At 73.5% G+C, this 17,999-nt stretch carries 16 protein-coding genes; 12 read left to right on the top strand and 4 right to left on the bottom strand.

Annotation, left to right across the window (positions count from 1 at the left end; genetic code table 11):
• Window positions 1-129: 129 nt before the first annotated feature.
• The gene (locus tag AB0J69_RS33400) at window positions 130-1,224 is read right to left on the bottom strand and encodes a serine hydrolase domain-containing protein (protein WP_364125513.1); all 1,095 of its coding nucleotides are present in this window, start codon (window positions 1,222-1,224) and stop codon (window positions 130-132) included.
• 105 nt (window positions 1,225-1,329) lie between these two features.
• Here AB0J69_RS33400 and AB0J69_RS33395 point away from each other — a divergent pair, with 105 nt between their 5' ends.
• The 8 genes from AB0J69_RS33395 to AB0J69_RS33360 all read left to right on the top strand — a co-directional run bounded on the left by AB0J69_RS33395 (window position 1,330) and on the right by AB0J69_RS33360 (window position 9,156).
• Window positions 1,330-2,337, top strand: a complete 1,008-nt coding sequence (locus tag AB0J69_RS33395) for a nucleoside hydrolase (protein WP_364125511.1) — start codon at window positions 1,330-1,332, stop codon at window positions 2,335-2,337.
• Between the two features lie 157 nt (window positions 2,338-2,494).
• On the top strand, window positions 2,495-4,312 hold the full coding sequence (locus tag AB0J69_RS33390) for an aromatic amino acid ammonia-lyase (protein WP_364125508.1): 1,818 nt from the start codon (window positions 2,495-2,497) through the stop codon (window positions 4,310-4,312).
• A gap of 18 nt (window positions 4,313-4,330) precedes the next feature.
• The gene (locus tag AB0J69_RS33385; protein WP_364125505.1) at window positions 4,331-4,510 is read left to right on the top strand and encodes a hypothetical protein; all 180 of its coding nucleotides are present in this window, start codon (window positions 4,331-4,333) and stop codon (window positions 4,508-4,510) included.
• Window positions 4,511-4,612: 102 nt separating this feature from the next.
• Window positions 4,613-5,920: an MFS transporter gene (locus tag AB0J69_RS33380; RefSeq protein WP_364125503.1), complete on the top strand. Its 1,308-nt coding sequence runs from the start codon at window positions 4,613-4,615 to the stop codon at window positions 5,918-5,920.
• On the top strand, window positions 5,917-6,282 hold the full coding sequence (locus AB0J69_RS33375) for a BlaI/MecI/CopY family transcriptional regulator (RefSeq protein WP_364125500.1): 366 nt from the start codon (window positions 5,917-5,919) through the stop codon (window positions 6,280-6,282). Before AB0J69_RS33380 ends, AB0J69_RS33375 begins: the two co-directional genes overlap by 4 nt.
• A complete protein-coding gene (locus AB0J69_RS33370) occupies window positions 6,279-7,247 on the top strand; it encodes a M48 family metalloprotease (RefSeq protein WP_364125497.1) in 969 nt (322 codons plus the stop codon). The genes AB0J69_RS33375 and AB0J69_RS33370 overlap by 4 nt, the downstream gene beginning before the upstream one ends.
• A 92-nt stretch (window positions 7,248-7,339) precedes the next feature.
• Entirely contained in the window at window positions 7,340-8,086 is a 747-nt protein-coding gene (locus AB0J69_RS33365) for a hypothetical protein (protein WP_364125494.1), read from the top strand.
• Between the two features lie 53 nt (window positions 8,087-8,139).
• A complete protein-coding gene (locus AB0J69_RS33360) occupies window positions 8,140-9,156 on the top strand; it encodes an AraC family transcriptional regulator ligand-binding domain-containing protein (RefSeq protein ID WP_364125491.1) in 1,017 nt (338 codons plus the stop codon).
• Window positions 9,157-9,366: 210 nt separating this feature from the next.
• Here AB0J69_RS33360 and AB0J69_RS33355 read toward each other — a convergent pair whose 3' ends face one another.
• On the bottom strand, window positions 9,367-10,926 hold the full coding sequence (locus AB0J69_RS33355; RefSeq protein ID WP_364125488.1) for a nitrilase-related carbon-nitrogen hydrolase: 1,560 nt from the start codon (window positions 10,924-10,926) through the stop codon (window positions 9,367-9,369).
• A gap of 140 nt (window positions 10,927-11,066) precedes the next feature.
• Entirely contained in the window at window positions 11,067-12,971 is a 1,905-nt protein-coding gene (locus AB0J69_RS33350) for an aconitate hydratase (RefSeq protein ID WP_364125485.1), read from the bottom strand.
• A 181-nt stretch (window positions 12,972-13,152) separates the two neighbouring features.
• On the opposite strand from AB0J69_RS33350, the gene AB0J69_RS33345 reads away from it, so the two are divergent.
• Together AB0J69_RS33345 and AB0J69_RS33340 are read left to right on the top strand one after the other, a co-directional pair.
• Window positions 13,153-13,722, top strand: coding sequence for a hypothetical protein (locus AB0J69_RS33345; RefSeq protein WP_364125482.1), 570 nt, complete (start codon window positions 13,153-13,155; stop codon window positions 13,720-13,722).
• A gap of 66 nt (window positions 13,723-13,788) precedes the next feature.
• Window positions 13,789-14,808, top strand: coding sequence for a serine hydrolase domain-containing protein (locus AB0J69_RS33340; protein ID WP_364125479.1), 1,020 nt, complete (start codon window positions 13,789-13,791; stop codon window positions 14,806-14,808).
• Between the two features lie 399 nt (window positions 14,809-15,207).
• On the opposite strand, the gene AB0J69_RS33335 is transcribed toward AB0J69_RS33340, so the two are convergent.
• Complete coding sequence (locus tag AB0J69_RS33335; RefSeq protein ID WP_364125477.1) at window positions 15,208-15,840, bottom strand: pyridoxamine 5'-phosphate oxidase family protein; 633 nt, start codon at window positions 15,838-15,840, stop codon at window positions 15,208-15,210.
• Between the two features lie 85 nt (window positions 15,841-15,925).
• Between AB0J69_RS33335 and AB0J69_RS33330 the strand changes: the two genes are divergently transcribed.
• A complete protein-coding gene (locus AB0J69_RS33330; RefSeq protein WP_364125474.1) occupies window positions 15,926-16,699 on the top strand; it encodes an AraC family transcriptional regulator in 774 nt (257 codons plus the stop codon).
• 151 nt (window positions 16,700-16,850) lie between these two features.
• A complete protein-coding gene (locus AB0J69_RS33325; RefSeq protein ID WP_364125472.1) occupies window positions 16,851-17,921 on the top strand; it encodes an iron-siderophore ABC transporter substrate-binding protein in 1,071 nt (356 codons plus the stop codon).
• Window positions 17,922-17,999: the final 78 nt, after the last annotated feature.

Genomic DNA, 17,999 nt, shown 5'->3' with positions numbered 1-17,999 from the left:
CCCGCGCCACCCCGCCCAAGCCGCCCAACCCGCGCCGCCCAGCCCAGCCCAAGCCGCCGTCTCGGAGCGGCCCTTCCCGAGCGGCCCCCGCACGAGGAGCCGGTGGGTCGGCCTACCCCGGGCGCCGGCTCAGTCCTCGCCCACCACGGCGAGGTCGTCGCCCAGCGCGGCCGCGATCTCCGCGGCGCGGGAGTGGTCGTCCAGGCGGCGCGTCAGGTAGGCGCAGCCGTGGTGGTGCCGGAGCGACCACCAGGCGGCCGAGCCGCCGATCCCGCCCTTGGCGATCTTGCCGCGGTCGCGGACGAAGCCCAGCGTCCAGGTAAGCCGGGTGCCGAAGACCTCGTCGAAGTCCGTGACCTGCGAGGCGAGCAGCTCGGCGTGCAGGTGCGGGCCGAGCAGCGCGTGCACGCGGCCGTCCGCGCCGGTCAGCTCCGAGAAGAACCGCGCCATGGCGGTGGCGGTCGTGTGCAGGTTGACCGCGCCGAAGACCGACTGCCGCCAGGCCCTGGAGTTCGCCCGCCCGACATCGAGGGTCCCGTCGGGGATCTGCAGCCACGGCGCCGCGTGCAGCAGGCGCGGCCACGCGGGGTCGGCGTACTCCAGGTCGGCGACGCGGTCCAGCTCGCCGTCCGGCACCCCGAACCAGGCGTCCAGGCCCAGCGCGGGCCGCACCACCTCGGCGTGCACCTCCCCCAGCGTCGTGCCGGCGCCCGCGCGCAGGATGCCGTCGACCAGGTGCCCGTAGGTCAGCGCGTGCTCCCCTAACGAGGTCCCCGGCGCGTACTCCGGCGCCGCCTCCACCAGGCTCTCGCGCAGCCCGGCGTCGTCCAGCAGGTCCAGGCCGGCGGCCGTGGCGGGGAACCGGGGCTGGCCCGCCCGGTGCGTGAGCACGTGGCGCAGCGTGGTGGTCTCCTTGCCGTTGGCGCCGTACGCGGGCCAGTAGGTGGCCACCGGCTCGTCCAGGGCCAGCGCGCCGTCGCGCACCGCGACCAGGGCGGCGATGGTCACGAACGCCTTCGACAGCGAGTACGGCTGCACGAGCGTGCTCGCCTCCCAGGGACGGCCGCGCCCGGCATCGGCCCACCCTCCGTCGAGCCGGACGACCTCCCGCCCGTCCTTCCAGACGGACACGCCCGCGCCCGTCTCCCTGCCCTCGTCCACCAGTTTCTGGAAGACCTCGCGCACCGCCTCGTACCCGTCAGTGACGAACCCCTCGACCTTCACGATGTCTCACCTCCACCCGAATATACCCCTATAGGGTATTCTCCACAACGGCCGATCCGGGTTTGACTGGAGCCCTGACCGCATCGCCTCACCCCCGGGAAATCCATGAGAAGGCTCCTGCTCTCCCTCGTCCTGGCCGTGGCCACCCCCTTGGCGGCCGCTCCGGCGGTGGCCCACACCCGGCCGCCCGCCGTCATCTTCGACACCGACATGGACTTCGACGACGCGGCCACGCTGGCCTACCTCGCACAGGAGCACCGGGGCGGGCGCATCGACCTGCGCGCGATCACGGTGACGAGCAGCGGCGCCGGCTTACCCGGCCGGGCGATCCGGCACGCGAGGTGCCTGGCCGAGCGCCTGGGCCTGCGCTCCGTGCAGATCGCCGACGGCACGGCCACGGGGGTCAACTCCTTCCCCGCCGAGCTGAGGCAGCTCTTCGACCGGGTGCTCACGGCGGCCACGCCCGGCTGCTCCGGGGACGAGACGCCGTCGAAGGTGCGCGCCCCGGAGCTGATCAGGAAGGTGCTGCGCGCCGACCCCTCGACCGAGATCATCGCGACCGGGCCGCTGACCAACCTGGCCGGCGCGCTGCCGTACTCGGCCTCCCGGCTGACCTCCATGGGCGGCGCCGTGAACGTCCCCGGCAACCTGTGCTGCGGCACGCCGCCCGAGTTCGACGGGACGCAGGAGTTCAACTACTGGCTCGACCCGGCGGCCGTGCGCGAGGTGCTGGCCCGGAGCCGGGGCGCGGTGCGGATGGTACCGCTGGACGCCGCCAACGAGGTGCTGATCACCGGCGCGTTCCTGGACCGGCTCGGCGCCGACCACCGCACCGCGGCCGCCGACACCGTGCTGGAGATCGTCACCCATCCCGAGGTCCAGCCCCTGATCGCGGCCGGCCTGCTCTACTGGTGGGACCCGCTGGCCGCGATGAGCGCCATCCACCCCGGGCACGTCGGGTTCACCTCCGGACGGATCGACGTGGTGCCGAGCGGTCCCTCCGCCGGGCGCACGTTCCTGTCGCCGTCGGGGCGCCCGCTCAGGTACGGCACGACGGCCGGCACCGCGGCGTTCGAGCAGCGCTTCCTCGACACCCTGAACGGCCGGACTTAGCGAAACCGCCGGCAACTGTGGGTAACTTGGGTAATCGCCCGCCATCGGACCGGTCGAGACCGGGTCAGCACTCGTCTCACCGGCGCTGAGCCGTCCCCGGCCCGCCACGGCCCCCGGCTATAACGGACGGCATCGATCTTCGCCGGGGGGCATGTTGATGACCAGCGTACGACGGACCGCCACCGGCCTGGCCCTGCTCGCCGCCCTGTGCGTGCCCGGCCAGGCGGTCGCGGAGCCGGCCCTGCCACCCGCGCCGCCGGTGCTGAGCCTGGAGCTGGACGGCGACTCGTTCTCCCTCCGCGACGCCTTCGCCGTCCTGTCGGGCCGTCCCGTCGCCGTGCGGCTCTCGCCGGCCGCGCGGGCGAACATGGCCAGGACACGGGCGGGTGCGCTGGCGGTCCTGGACGACCAGCGGGTGTACGGCTGGAACCAGGCGCTCGGGCCGCTGAAGGACCGCCCGCTCTCGTCGCAGCAGGCGGAGCAGTTCCAGCGCAACGTCCTGCGCTCGCACGCCGCCGGGGTCGGGGAGCCGCTGCCCGACGACGTGGTCAGGCTGGCCATGATCCTCAAGGCGAACCAGATGGCCAGGGGGACGGTCGGCGTACGGCCCGAGGTGCCCCAGCGGCTGCTGGCCATGGTCAACGCCGGCGTCGTGCCGCTGATGCCGCAGATCGGCTCGCTCGGCACCGGGGACCTGCAGCCGCAGGCGGCGGCGGGCCTGGCGGCGCTCGGCGAGGACGCGCCGGTGCGCTACCGGGGCCAGGAGGGGCCCGCCTCGGTGCTGTTGCCGAAGGCCGGGCTGCCCAGGGACTTCGTGTTCCAGGCCGGGGAGGCGCTGCCGGTCATCAGCGGCAGCACCGTGCTGGCCGCCTCGCTGATGCACGCCGTGTACCGGGCCACCGTGCTGGCCGACCAGGCGGAGGGCGCCTTCGCCCTGTTCATGGAGGCGACCAGGGCCGAGCGGGGGTCGCTGGACGCGCGTACGCACCGGGAGCGCCGCATCCCCGAGCAGAACGCGGTCGCCGCGCGGCTCCGCGCGATGGTGGCGGGCTCGCGCTGGATGACGGAGGAGGGCCGCAAGCGCCTCGACCCGGCGAACTACCACCCGCGCGTCCAGGACGCGGTGTCGGTACGGGCGGCCCCGCACATCATGGCCGGGCTGCGGCACGCGCTCGCCGACGCCCGCCAGACCCTGGTACGGGAGGCCAACGCCTCCACCTCCAACCCGCTGATCTTCAAGCGCGACCGGGGCCCGGGCTACGAGTTCGTCATGGGCGGCAACTGGGACGGCTCCGTGATGGGCCATCTCGCCGACACCCTGAACGCGGAGATCGCCGACGTCGGGGTCCTGTCGCAGGAGCTGTCGGGGCGGCTGCTGTCCCCCAGGTGGAGCTACGGCCTGCCGGCCAATCTCGCCGGCGGGGCGGTCGGGCTGAACTCCGGGATGGTGCAGGTCCAGACGGTGGCCGCCGCGCTGATCCCGGAGATGCAGGTCAGGGCCACCCCTGCGGGGACGCTGTCCCGGCCGGTCAAGGACGGGCAGGAGGACCACAACACGATGGCGATGGCCTCGGTCCGGAACCTGCACGAGAACCTCGACCGGCTCGAGATCGTCCTGGCCGTCCAGTACCTGATGGCGGCCCAGGGCATCGACCTCATCGCCGGGAAGATGGCGGGCCTGCCGCTCGGCGCCGTGACGCGGGGCCTGCAGGCGGAGATCAGGCGGCACATCGCGCCCTTGGGCGAGGACCGGTATCTGACTCCCGACCTGGAGCGGGCCATCTGGCTGGTACGCGACCGCCGCCTGGTCCCGGCCGTGCCTCCCCTCCCCCGCCGCGCCACCGTCTCCACCGCCGCGCCCGCCCCCGCCGCCCTGCCCGTTCCCTTGTCCGCCCCCCTGTCCGCCACTCTGTCCGCCACTCTGTCCGCTCCCCTGTCCGTCACCTGCGCCCGTCCCGGCCGCGGTGGGTGCTAGGGCGGGGGCCAGGCTCCCATGTCCGGTCCGCCCCAGGTGCCGCGTCCGCCCGGCGACGGCGAACCGGTAGAGCCCACGGCGGCGCGGCGCGTGCTGCTGGTCGCGGGCGCCGTGCTCGTGGTCCTCGTCGTCCTGCTGATCGGGGCCACGGCGTTCTTCCTGTACAACCAGGCCATGGCTCCGGAGCGGCCGGGATAGGGGCGGGCTCCGGCGAGGACCGACTACTACACCTTGTAGCATTACACGCTGTAGTAGCGGTGGCTCCGGACAGACGGCCCCGCCCGGAGGGAAGGGGACGTGATGCGGCGCTCGGCGCAGCTGGTCATCTCGGCCACGGTGTTCGTGGATCTGCTCGGCTTCACGCTGATCCTGCCGGCGCTGCCGTTCTACGCCTCCGAGCTGGGGGCCGGCGGTTTGTGGTTCGGGGCGCTGATGAGCGCGTACTCGGTGGCGCAGCTCGTCGCCGCACCCGTGCTGGGCAGGCTGTCTGACCGGTACGGGCGGCGGCCCCTGGTGCTGCTGGCCCTCGCCGGGTCGGCCGTGTCCATGACCCTCACCGGCCTGGCCACGTCGCTGACCGGGCTCCTGGTCTGCCGGCTGCTCGCGGGGGCGTGCGGCGGGAGCATCTCGGTGGCCCAGGCGTACCTGGCCGACGCGGTGCCCGCCGAGCGGCGTACGGGGGCGATGGCGCAGCTGGGGGCCGCGATCGGGATGGCGTTCGTGGTCGGGCCGGCCCTGGGCGGGCTGCTCGCGCCGCTGGGGTTCGCGGCCTGCGCGTATGCGGCGGCGGGCCTGGCCGCGCTCAACCTCGCCGCCGCCTTCGTCTGGCTCCCCGAACCCGCACGGGCATCCCACGCCACGCGCCGGCCACACCCCCTTCCCGATCACCAGCGCGCCGCACCGGCTCAGCCCCGCCCCGATGGCGATCAGGGGCGGGGCGCGTCCCAGCGGGCCGGGCTCGGCGTGAGCGGGGACGGCCGCCGGCCGATCCGCCCCCTCGGCGTCGCCCGGCCGGGCACCGCGGCCGGTGGGAGCGGGAGCAGGGCCGTGGCGTTGCTGGCCGGGACCGGGTTCCTGGCCATGGCCGCCTTCGTGGGGATGGAGACCACGCTGGCCTTCCTCGGCCGGGACCGTTACGGGTGGGACGCCACCACGATCGGGCTGGCGCTGGCGGCGGCCGGGCTGGCGATGGCCGCCGTACAGGCCGGGCTGGTGTCCTGGCTGGCCCGCCGCTGGGGCGATGCGCGGGTCGCGGCGGCCGGGGCCGTGACGATGGCCGGGTGCATGGTGGCGGTCCCGGTTTCGGCGACCTGGTGGCAGTGCATGGTCGCCGTCTGCCTGCTCTCCGCCGGGCACGGCCTGCTCACTCCGACCGTGTCCAGCCTGCTGGCCGCCGCGGGGCCGCCGGAGCGACGCGGAACGCGTCTGGGGACCGGGCAGTCGGCGGGCGCCGCGGCGCGGATCATCGGCCCGGCCGGCGCGGGGCTACTGTTCGACGCCGGGACGGCGCTACCGTACCTGGCCGGGGCACTCTCGGCGGCCCTGGCGGCCGCTGCCGTCCTGGCCGTGCCCGCGCTGGAACCCGCAGGACAGGAGGAGGGGGCGTGAACAGCCTCGGCGAGCTGGAACGCTCGATCATGGACGTGCTGTGGAGCAGCGACGCGTGGCTGACCGTACGCGACGTCGTCAACCGGCTCAGCGACCGCAAACTCGCGTACACGACCGTGATGACCGTGATGAACCGGCTCGTCCGCAAGGACTTCATCCGGCGCGAACGCGACGACGACGGCCGCACCTGGCGTTACCGGCCGGCGGCGGGGCGGGAGGCGTACGTCGCCGAGCTGATGCTCTCGGCGCTCGGCGAGACCGGTGACCGGCTCGCCGCGCTGGGCCACTTCGCCCGCTCGGTCACCCCCGAGGAAGCCGCCGCGTTGCGGCGGGCGCTGCCCGACGGGCAGGAGACGTCATGACCTACGCCGCCCACCACCTCCTCACGCTCGCGGCGGCCCTGGTCGCCATGGCGGTCATGCCGCGCTCGCGGCTCGCGTGGCGGGCGCCGCGAACGTCGCTGCTGATCTGGCAGACGGTCGGCCTGACCCTCGTCCTGTCGGCCGTCGGCACGGCCATCGCGATCGGCCTGGCCCCCTACCAGCTCGGCATCGTCCCCGCCCTGGTCGCCTTCGCCCGCGACCTGGCCGGCGGCCGGCTGCCCGCCGCGCTCACCCCCCTGCACCTGCTGTGCACCGCCGGCGGTCTTGCGGCGACCGCCTGGATCGCCGTCGCGTTCGCGCGCAGCGCCCGCTCCGTGGCCGCCCTGCGACGCCGGCAGCGGACGCTGCTCAACCTGATCGCCCGCCCGCATCCTGACCTGCGGGAGGCGCTGGTGGTGGAGCATCCGGCGGTGGCCGCGTACTGCCTGCCGGGGCGCAGGGCCGCGATCGTGGTCAGCACCGGCAGCCTCGACCTCCTCACCGGGCAGGAGCTGCGGGCAGTGCTGGCCCACGAGCGCGCGCACGCCCGCGAGCGCCACGACCTGGTGATCCTGCCGTTCGCCGCCCTGCACCGCGCCCTCCCGTCCAGCCGCCGGGTCCGGGCGATGCTGGACGCGGTGGCGCTGCTCGTCGAGATGCGCGCCGACGACCGCGCCGCGCGCGACAACGGCCGCCGCCCGCTGGCCACCGCGCTGCGCCGGTTCCGCTCCTGTGAGCGCCTTGCCACCCCGCCCGGCACGCTCGGCGGCACCGGCGGCACCGGCGGCACCGGCGGCACGGATGCCAGGGGCGGCACCGACGGCAGGGGCGGGCATGATCTTGATGCGCGCATCGACCGGCTCAGCGCGCCGCCGCACAGTCCGTGGCCCGTGCGGGCCCTGCTCCTGCTCGTCGCCCTGACCGTGGTGAGCACCCCGGTCAGCCTGTTCCTGCTCCCCCTCTGAGGCGCCGGCAGCAGGAAGGCGATATACGGAACCGCCCCGCGAACGTATGATCGGATCGCCTGATCACCGCGGCTGCGAGGGAGTTTCCCGTCATGCGGATCACCATCATCGTGCTCGCGGCGCTGGCCGTCGGCCTCCTGCCCGCGACCGCCGCCCACGCGCAACCAGGCGCTCCCGGCCTGAGGATCAAGGAGAGCCGGTTCCACGTCAAGGCGATCGGCCCCGGCTTCGTGCTGAAGCTGACCCCGCGCAAGCTGGACACGCGCATCGACGAGGCGCGGTTCGGCGATCCCGCCACCGGCAACCCGATCGTCCGGCAGACGATCAACCTCACCGGGCTCACGCTGCGCCCCTTCGAGTGCCGCAACGGCACGTACACGATCAGGACCGGCACCTTCCAGCGCACCTGGCGGGTCTCGCAGCTCGCCAAGCGGCCGCTCCCCTACCCCGAGGGGTTCGCCACCGGCGCGCCGGGCATCTTCACGCCGTTCGTCGGCGAGCTCGAAGGCACGGTGACCGACGCCGCCGGGGAGACGCTGAACTTCCTGATCTCGGACCTGGTGCAGGAGGTCCTGACGCCGGACGGCTTCTCCGCGACGGCGCCGATCCACGGGTTCTTCGTCGATCAGCAGGGCCGCGTACGCGACCGCATCTCGCTCGTCGGCCGCTTCAACTCCGGAGGCGACGGCCAGGCCCCCACGTACGGGATCGAGGACCGCGGCACCTGCCGGCAGATCGCCGACCTCCCCTACGGCCCGGGGAGCGAGCGCGCGGTGGTGACGGGACCGCTGTTCGTGCTCCCGTTCAGCGCCCCTGTGACGGTGCCCGAGCACCCCTGACCTGGACCCGGACGGTCGTCTGCTAGCGTCGGCGGCGGCGAGGGGGGTGGGGCATGTCCGCGGACGGCGTCGCGGTCCAGTTCGTCCGGGCGGCCATCGCCTCGACCGAGTCGGCCGGGATCGACGTACGCCGGGCGACCCGCGACACCTCGCTGTGGCGCGAGCTGGCGCGGCCGGGCACCACCCACATCGGCTGCGAGCAGGCGGTCACGGCGCTGCGGGGGCTGTTGCGGCTCACCGGTGACGAGTTGCTCCTGCTCGGGCCGCGCCCTGTGCTGCCGGGCACCTTCCGGATGATCTCGCTGGGCCTGATCCACGCCCCGGATCTGCGGACCGCGCTCGAGCGGCTGGTGGAGTTCGCGTCGATCACCACGGGCTACTCGCGCAGCCGGCTCGTCGTGGACGGCGCCACCTGCCGGATCGAGATCGCCGCCGAGCCGGGCGCCGATGTCCCGCCGCTGGCGGCCGAGATCATGCTCGCCTTCGCGCACCGGTTCCCGGCGTGGCTGGCCGCCCGGCGGATCCCGCTCACCGGGGTGGAGCTGCCCTTCCCGGAGCCCGGCTACAGCGCCGAATACCTGCACATCTTCGGCAGGTCGCCGTCCTTCGACGCTCCGGTGGCCGCCATCTCCTTCGACGCCGGCCATCTCGCGGCCCCCGTCGTGCGGGAGGAGCAGGAGCTGCTGGGCTATCTCCAGCGGTCCCCGGCCGATCTGATCCACCATCGCGACTACGGCACCACGACCGCCGACCGGGTCCGCAACATCCTCGAACGCGGCGACACGAGCAGCCGGGCGCGCGCCGAGGACGTCGCCGCCCGGCTGTCGGTCAGCGTCCCGCACCTGCGCCGCCTCCTGCGGCGGGAGGGCACCTCCTTCCACCGGATCCGGGAGGAGGTCCTGAGAGATCTCGCCATCGCCGGCCTGCGCCGCGGCGCGGAGTCCGTGGACGAGCTCTCCTCCCGGCTCGGGTTCTCCGAGCCCAGCGCGTTCCGTCGGGCCTTCACCCGCTGGGTCGGCAGCCCGCCGGGCGAATACCGCGACCGGCACGCCCTCGCGGCCCGAAACTGACCCCGGGACCCCCGGGACGCGCGGCACGCACAGCGTCGGCGCGGTCGCCGCCCGGCGCTCCCGGGGCCGCGAGCGCGATGGGCGTCGCCCGCGGGTGCCGACCGGCGTCGGACGTCGGGCGTCCGGAGGCGGGCGTCCCGGAGGCGGGCGTCCCAGAGGCGGGCGTCCCAGAGGCGGGCGTCCGGAGGACGGGCGGAGGGCGGCGGGCGGCTACGTGGTCTGCGTGGCGGTGGTGGGGCGGCGGGGCCGGAGGCGCCATGGCGGGAGGGCGATCATGACGGCCGTCCCCGCCAGGCATGTCCAGGCGAAGACGTCGCCGATCACGCGGTAGACCGTGGCCGCTCCGCGCGTGGGCACGTCGGAGTAGACGACGTGCCGGTCGCCGCCGGCGTAGTCGTGCACGGCCAGCGCCCGCCCCTGCGCGTCGAAGGCCCCCGACACGCCGAACTCCGCCTGCCGGACCATCGCGTAGCCGTTCTCGATCGAGCGCAGGCCGGCCTTCTGGCTGTGCACGGGGCCGATCTCCGCCCAGTCGCGCGCGGGCACGATCATGATGTCCGCGTCCACGCGCATGAGCTCGGGGAAGTCGGCGTCGAAGCAGATCACGGTGGCCAGCCGGCCGTAGGGCGTCCGCGCGACCGGCACCACGCCGTCGCCCGCCGGGTACGCCTCCAGGCCCGGAATGGGATGGGCCTTGTCGTACGCCCAGACCCGCTCGCCCTCCGGGCCGAACAGGTAGACCCGGTTGGCGGCGTACGGGGCCCGCGGCAGGAAGAGGGACACGGCGGCCTGCAGGTAGATCCGGTTCTCCCGCGCGGCGGCGGCCACCCGGGCCAGGAAGGCCGGCTCGTCGGCCGCCAGGACGTTGGCCGCCTGCTCCGACCACGCCACGATCCTCGCCCCCGCCTGCGCCGCCTCCCGCGTACGTGCCAGCAGGTTGACGTTGACCCGGTCGAAGGCGGCCCGCACGGCCGCCTGATCCTGCCCGGCCACCCCCTCGGGGGTGTGGTTCTCGCCGATCACGCCGCGCAGCTCGCGGGTGGCCGAGGTGTCCGGGCTGATGCCCGCGACCCGCACGGTGGTGGCGTCCGGCGCGGGGAAGGCCAGCCTGATCCCGCCCGCCAGCAGCACGGCCAGGGTCACGGCGGCGTACGACCACAGCACGCGCGGCGCCCGCGGGTTCGCCCAGACGTGGTTCGCCGCGGTGGCGAACCAGCCGATCAGGAAGCCCACCCCGTACGGACCCGTCACGGCCACGGCCTGCAGCAGCGCCAGGTTGTCGTGCTGGGTCGCGGCCGGCACGCCGAACGCGGTGCCGAAGGGGCTGAGGAGCGTCATCAGGAACTCGCACGCCGCCAGCGCCGCCGGGAACAGCAGCAGCCGCGTCACGATGCCCGCCCGCGGGGTGACGAGCCGGTCGGCGACGTACGGCACGACGGTCAGGGTGCCCAGGGCGATGATCCCGAGCACGGTGATCGGCGTCATCGGCACCGCGGTCTCGACCATCCAGAACAGGCCCGCCAGCGCGGACCCCGCCCACACCGCGAGCAGGCCGGCGGGGGCCGGGCCGGTCCTGACGAACCTGAGGAGGAGAACGGGCGACAGCCAGGCCGCCACCGCGACGTCGTAACGACCGTGGACGGCGAGGAGCCACAGCAACGTTCCCGCCGCCAGCCAGGCCCGGCGCCACCGATCGGCGCCGGGGACCGGTGGCACGCCGGCGGTGCCGTCACCCGTGCCGCTTCCACGTACGACCTGCTCTGTATGCATGCGCCGACGCTATTTTCGCCCCGGCCCCGGCGGCTGTGACCGAGGCTCTCCTCATCCATGACCGAGCCGATCGGCCCGGGCAGAGGGCTCCTGACGCGTCAAGGGCGGCCCGCGGGTTCACCTTCGACGGGAGCAGCCGCTCATTGCCTGAACAGCGGGATCCAGCCGCCCGCCAGGACCATGGCGCGCTGGCGGGCGGAGAGGCGGTGCCTGAGCACGATGCCGTTCACGGCCAGCTCCGTGCCGTGCTCGACCGCGTCGCGCAGGCCCTCGAAACGCAGCTCGGGGCCGATCCTGTCGTAGTCGGACTCGTCGGCGAACTCGAGCGCGAGCACGCCGAAGTTGGCCAGGTTCTGCCAGTGGATGCGGGCGAAGGACTTGGCGACGACGACCCGGAGCCCGAGGTAGCGGGGGACGATGGCGGCGTGTTCGCGGGAGGAGCCCTGGCCGTAGTTGCGGCCGCCGACGATGGCGTGCGGTCCCGTGTCGCGGGCCCGTCGCGGGTAGTCCTCGTCGATCTGGGTGAAGGCGAAGTCGGCCAGCGCCGCGATGTTGCTGCGGTACGGCAGCGCCCGCGCACCCGCCGGCATGATCTCGTCGGTCGAGATGTCGTCGCCCACCTTGAGCACGACCGGCAGGGTGAGCGAGTCGGGCAGCGGATCCAGCTCCGGCAGCGTGCCGATGCTCGGGGCCTTGACCAGCTCCGCCTCGCGGGCCTGGTCGATGGGCGGGGGCGGCTCCAGGAGCGCCGCGCCCGCGCTGACCGTGCCCGGCAGCTCCCCGCGCGGCGGGTCGAGGCCCAGGTCGCGCGGGTCGGTGATGGCGCCGGTGAGTGCCGCGGCGGCCGCGGTCTCGGGTGAGCAGAGCCAGACGGAGTCGTCGTGGGTGCCGGAGCGGCCGGGGAAGTTGCGGGGGAACGTACGCAGGCTGTTGCGGCCGACGGCCGGGGCCTGGCCCATGCCGATGCAGCCCAGGCAGCCGGTCTGGTGGATGCGCGCGCCGGCCTCGATCAGCGCGGTGATCGCGCCCATCTTGGTGAGGTCGATGAGGATCTGCCGCGAGGTGGGGTTCACGTCCAGGGACACCTGGGGGTGCACCTGCCTGCCGCGCAGGATCTCCGCCACCACGGCGAAGTCGCGCAGGCCGGGGTTGGCCGAGGAGCCCACGACGACCTGGTGGACCGGCTCGCCCGCGGCGTGACGTACCGGGATGACGTTGCCGGGTGAGCCGGGCCGGGCGATCAGCGGCTCCAGGGCGGACAGGTCGATCTCCTCGTGCACGTCGTAACCGGCGCCGGGATCGGCCACGCATTCGGTGAAGTCGCCGGCCCGGCCCTGGGCCCGCAGGAACTCCAGCACCCGCTCGTCGGAGGGGAAGACCGTGGTGGTCGCGCCCAGCTCGGCGCCCATGTTGGCGATGACGTGCCGGTCCATCGCGGTCAGCGTGGCGAGCGCGGGTCCGTGGTATTCGATGACGCGGTGCACGCCGCCCCGTACGCCGTGCCGCCGCAACATCTCCAGGATCACGTCCTTGGCGCTCACCCACGGCGGCAGCTCACCGGTGAGCCGCACGCCCCAGACCTCGGGCATCGTGACGAACAGCGGCTCCCCGGCCATGGCCATGGCCACCTCGAGCCCGCCCACGCCGATGGCCAGCATGCCGAGCGAGCCGGCGGCGCAGGTGTGCGAGTCGGAGCCGGCCAGCGTCTTGCCCGGCACGCCGAAGTGCTGCATGTGGGTGGGATGGGACACGCCGTTGCCCGGGCGCGAGTGCCAGATCCCGAACCGCCGGCAGGCCGAGCGGAGGAACACGTGGTCGGCCATGTTGCGCTCGTCGGTCTGCAGCAGGTTGTGGTCGACGTACTGGACCGCCGTCTCGGTGCGTACCCGGTCCAGGGCGAGGGCCTCCAGTTCGAGCATCACCATCGTGCCGGTGGCGTCCTGGATCAGCGCCTGGTCGATCCGCAGCCCGATCTCCTCGCCCGGCCGCATCTCGCCCCTGGTCAGGTGCGCGGCGATCAGCTTCTCGGTCACGTTCTGGCTCACGAGGGGCTCCGCTACCCGGACGGGGCCGGACGACTCACCGGATCTTCGCCGACGACGTGGAAGATGTCCTGATCTTTCATGAGAAATCCCTAATGTCCCTCTCACGTGGGAGCCACGGCCGATCGAGAGCCTTCTCATGACCGGGCGGACGGCCCGCACCGGGACTGACGAGGGGAATGACATGAACAAGATCGGACTGACCGTGGCCGGCGCCGTGCTGGGCACCGTCCTCGGCGGCCTCACCCTGGCCACACCGGCCGCGGCCGACACGCGCACCTGTGCCGGCACGATCCGCGCCACCAGCGTCGACGACGTACGCGTGCCCGGCGGCGCCACCTGCACCCTCCTCGGCACCCGGGTGAGCGGCAACGTCAAGGTCGGCGACGGGGCCGCCCTCGTGGCGCGCGGCGTCCGGGTCGACGGCGACATCCAGGCGGAGGGCGCCCGCGCAATCTCCGTCACCAGCGGCTCGAAGGTGGACGGCAACATCCAGGTGAAGGACGGCGGCAGCGTCACGGTGACCTCGACCCGGGTCGACGGCGACATCCAGATCGAGGACAACCGCCGCTACGTACGCGTCGACGGCAACCGGGTGGACGGCAACATCCAGCTCAAGGACAACCGCCGGGGCCTGCGGGTCCACCGCAACGCCGTCAAGGGCGACCTGGAGTGCGAGGACAACCGCTCGAAGGTCACCGGTGGCGGGAACTCCGTGCGCGGCGACAAGGAAGGCCAGTGCCGCCGCTTCTGACCGCCGGGCCTCCGGGCCGGATCCGCTCCAGCGCGGACGGCCCTTGGTCAAGCTAGGTTGACCTCTATGGAAGAGGCGCGGCGCATGACGCCGGAGACGTACGGTGACGATCGGCTCGCGGCGAAGCTGAACGAGGTGCTCGACCCCGCCCGCCACCCCGTGGCCGCCGTCGCCACGGTCACGTCCTCCGGGATGACCGTGGCCGGCCGCGGCGCCCCGATGGAGGCGGACTTCGAGATCGGGTCGATCACGAAGGGGATCACCGGGCTGCTCTACGTCGACGCGCTGGCACGGGGCGAGATCAGCCGTGACACGCTCCTCGGCGAGGTGCTGCCGATCGGCGACGTCCCCGCCGCGCGGATCAGCCTGGCCGCCCTCAGCACGCATCGATCCGGGCTGCCCCGGCTTCCCGCCGCCATGCACCCGTTACGGCGGACCATCGCCCTGTGGCGGCACGGGACGAACCCGTACGGGGAGGACCTCGAACAGCTCCTGGCCCAGGCGCGGGGGGCCAAGGTGGGCAAGCCGGCGCCGCGATACTCGAACTTCGGGTTCGAGCTGCTCGGCCACGCGATCGCCCGCGCCGCCGGCACGACGTACGCCGACCTGGTGCGCGACCGGATCGCCGGCCCCCTCAAGCTCGGCGGCCTCTACGTGCCCGCGAACCCGGAGCGGCTCCGCCCCACGGCCCTGACCGGCCGGAGCAAGCGGGGGCGGCCACGGGAGCCGTGGACGGGCGAGGCACTCGGGCCCGCCGGCGGCGCCCGCGCCGCCATCCGGGACATGGCCCTGCTGACCGGCGCGCTGCTGAACGGCACGGCACCCGGCGTCGCCGCGCTCGACCCGGTCGCCCCCTTCCAGGGCAGGGTGCACATCGGTGCCGCCTGGCTCGTCCTGACGGTCGGGAGCGGCTTCACCCTGCACAATGGCGGCACGGGCGGCTTCCGCTCCTGGCTCGGGCTCCACCGCGCCTCGGGGACCGGCGTGGTCGTGCTGTCCGCCACCGCGGCCTCCGTGGACCGTCCCGGGTTCAACCTCCTGACCGAGCTGTCCGGCGGCCCGAAGAAGGCACGTCCCACCCGATGAGCTCCCGGGCGCGGGAGGCTGTTCGCCGTGTTCCTGTCGGCCTGCGCGGGAGGCACGTCGGTGGTCCCCGCGGGGATCGGGGGTCCTCGGGCTCGGCGTCGGCTTCATCTTCGTGCTGACCCCGATCACCAGTGCCGCGGCGGGCACGCTGCCGGCCGACCGGGTCGGCGTCGGCATCGGGTCTCCAGAGAGCCCAGTACCTCGGCGCCGGCACCGGCCCGGCCCTGCTCGGCGCGCTGGTGATCGCGAGACAGCAGAGCGGCGCGGGCGCCGTCAACCCGCTGTTTCCCGGGCACGAGGGCGCCGCCTACTCCGACGCCTTCCTGGTCATGGCCGCGGTCGTCGTCCTCGCTGGTCGTGGCCGTCCGGATGCGTCCCAGGGCGGCGGCCGGCTAGAGGTCAGTACCGGTTCGTCTCGGCGTCCAGGTCGAGCCCCGCGTCGAGCTCCTTCGCGGAGACCCCCTTGAGGCCCAGCTGGTCCTTGGCGATCCGGCCGAGCGTGGGCAGGCTCTTGCGGTCCGGCCAGGTCTCGGGCTTCCACAGCGACGAGCGCAGGAACGCCTTCGCACAGTGCATGTACAGCTCCTCGACCTCCACGAGGACCGCCAGGCGCGGCCGCTTGCCCTGGACCACCAGGTCGTCGAAGAACGGCGCGTCCGACACGAGCGTCGCCCGCCCGTTCACCCGCAGGGTCTCGTTCATCCCCGGCACGATGAACAGCAGCCCGACGTGGGGGTTGTCCAGCACGTTGCGGAGGCTGTCAAGCCGGTGGTTGCCGGGCCGGTCGGCCAGCGCCAGCCGGTGGTCGTCGAGGACCAGCACCGACCCGGCCGGATCCCCCCGGGGCGAGACGTCGCAGGTGCCGTCGGAGTTCGAGGTCGCCAGCAGCACGAACGGCGAATGCGCGATGATCGTGCGCGCGTGCTCGTCGATCCGGGCGATGTCCTTGTCCCAGATGGGCTGCGGCGGCTCTTTCACGATCTCCCGGAGCTCGGCCTGGGTCCCCACCGTACGGATCTCAGAAGCGTTCATCACTCGATCTTAGGTGAGCCTAACCAGGACTGTCAGGGCGGTACTAAGCTGGGGCGATGCCGCCCGTGCCGGACCTCGTCCTCCCATGACCAGGCAGATCCGCACGCTGCCCGCCCTGGCCGCCGGGCCGGCCGAGATGCCGTACACGATCCTCAGCTGGAGCGAGACCTTCGTCCACGACACTACGTGGAACGAGCACTCCCACCCCTGGCACGAGTTGCTCTGGAACGAGCGCGGCGCGTCCACCGCCGTGGTGGGGGCGCGGGTCTGGACGATCACGCCCACGCTGGGCCTGTGGATGCCCGCCGGCACCCTGCACTCCGGGTCAGCCACGGCCGGCACCTGGTGCCGCGCCGGTTTCCTCGCCTTCGGCGCCGTCACCCCGATCTCCCCCACGCCCGTCGGCGTCGAGATCACCCCGCTGCTGCGGCTGCTGCTGGAGCGGCTCACCGACACCGAGCTGCCCTCCGGCTCGCGGGCGGTGACCGAGGCGATGGTGCTCGACGTGCTCACGCCCTCCTCGCACGAGCTGCTCCTGCAGGTGCCCACCTCCGCCCTGCTGCGCCCGATCGCCGACGCCGTGCGCGACGACCCGGGCGACCAGCGCACGCTGGCGGACTGGGCGTCCCGCCTCGGCGTGAGCGCCCGCACGATCAGCCGGGCCTTCAACGCGGAGACGGGCACCAGCTTCGCGCGCTGGGTGGCGGCGGTACGCGCCCAGCACGCGGTCGGCCTGCTCACCCGGGGGTGGGACGTCGACGCCGTGGCCGAGGAGGTCGGCTACCGCTCGGCGAGCGCGTTCGGCGCGGCCTTCCGCCGGACGACCGGGCTCACACCGGGGGCGTTCCGGGCACGTTGAGGCCCCACGTGTCCCGATCGCGACAGTCGATGTCTCAAATGATTGATTGCGACAAGTCGCCTATTACTCCTATGGTGCCCATAGAAAAGGCAAGCCTTACCTAACTAATCCGAGGGCCGGGCACCAGCGGATTCTGAAGTGGAGTACGGGATTGAAGCGTCCACCTAGCCTTCGCATCCTCACCGTGGCGGCCGTCCTGCTGGGCATCACGGCCTGTGGCGGCACCTCGGAGACCAAGGACGAGACCACGGGCGCCGGCGCGAGCGCCAGTGCCACCGCCGGCGCCGGCAACAGCGCGAGCACCTTCCCCATGACGATCAAGCACGCGCTGGGGACCACCACCATCGAGGCCAAGCCGCAGCGGGTGGCCACGGTCAACTGGGCCAACCACGAGGCCCCGCTGGCCCTGGGCGTCGTCCCGGTCGGCATGGCGGCCGCGAACTTCGGCGACGACGACGGCGACGGGCTCCTGCCCTGGGTCGAGGAGCGCCTGGAGGAGCTCAAGGCCGGCAAGCCCGTGCTCTTCGACGAGACCGACGGCATCGACTTCGAGGCCGTCGCCGACACCAAGCCGGACGTCATCCTGGCCGCCTACTCGGGCCTGACCCAGCAGGACTACGACACCCTGAGCGACATCGCGCCCGTGGTGGCCTACCCGGACGCCGCCTGGGCGACCCCGTGGCGCGAGATCATCCGGATGAACAGCAAGGCCATCGGCCTGGCCGCCGAGGGCGACAAGCTCATCGGCGACATCGAGGCCGACATCAAGGCGGTCGTCGCCAAGTACCCGCAGCTCAAGGGCAAGTCGGCGATGTTCATGACGCACGTCGACCCCAACGACGTGAGCGAGATCGGCTTCTACACGACGCACGACACCCGCACGCTGTTCTTCGAGGACCTCGGGCTGACGATCCCGGGCAGCATCGCCGAGGCGTCCAAGGGCACGGAGAAGTTCGCCCTGAGCCGCAGCGCCGAGCAGATCGACGTGTTCGACGACGTCGACATCATCACCGGGTACGGCGACGAGAAGGGCGAGCTGCTCGCGAAGATCCGCAAGGACCCGCTGCTGTCGAAGATCCCCGCCGTCGAGCGCGGCTCGGTCTACCTGCTGCCCGACAGCAAGCCGCTGGGCACCGCCGCGAACCCGACCCCGCTGTCGATCTCGTGGGTGCTGGAGGACTACGTCAAGGCGCTCGCCGAGGCCGCGGACAAGGTCAAGTGACCCTGCCCGCTCCCCCGCCCGCTCCCGAACGCACGGCCGACACCGACCGCGCGCCGGACGCCGCCCACGTGCGGCGTC

The sequence above is a fragment of the Nonomuraea sp. NPDC049709 genome, assembly GCF_040674815.1.
Lineage (GTDB): Bacteria > Actinomycetota > Actinomycetes > Streptosporangiales > Streptosporangiaceae > Nonomuraea.
This window is presented reverse-complemented; position numbering and strand designations above follow the sequence as displayed.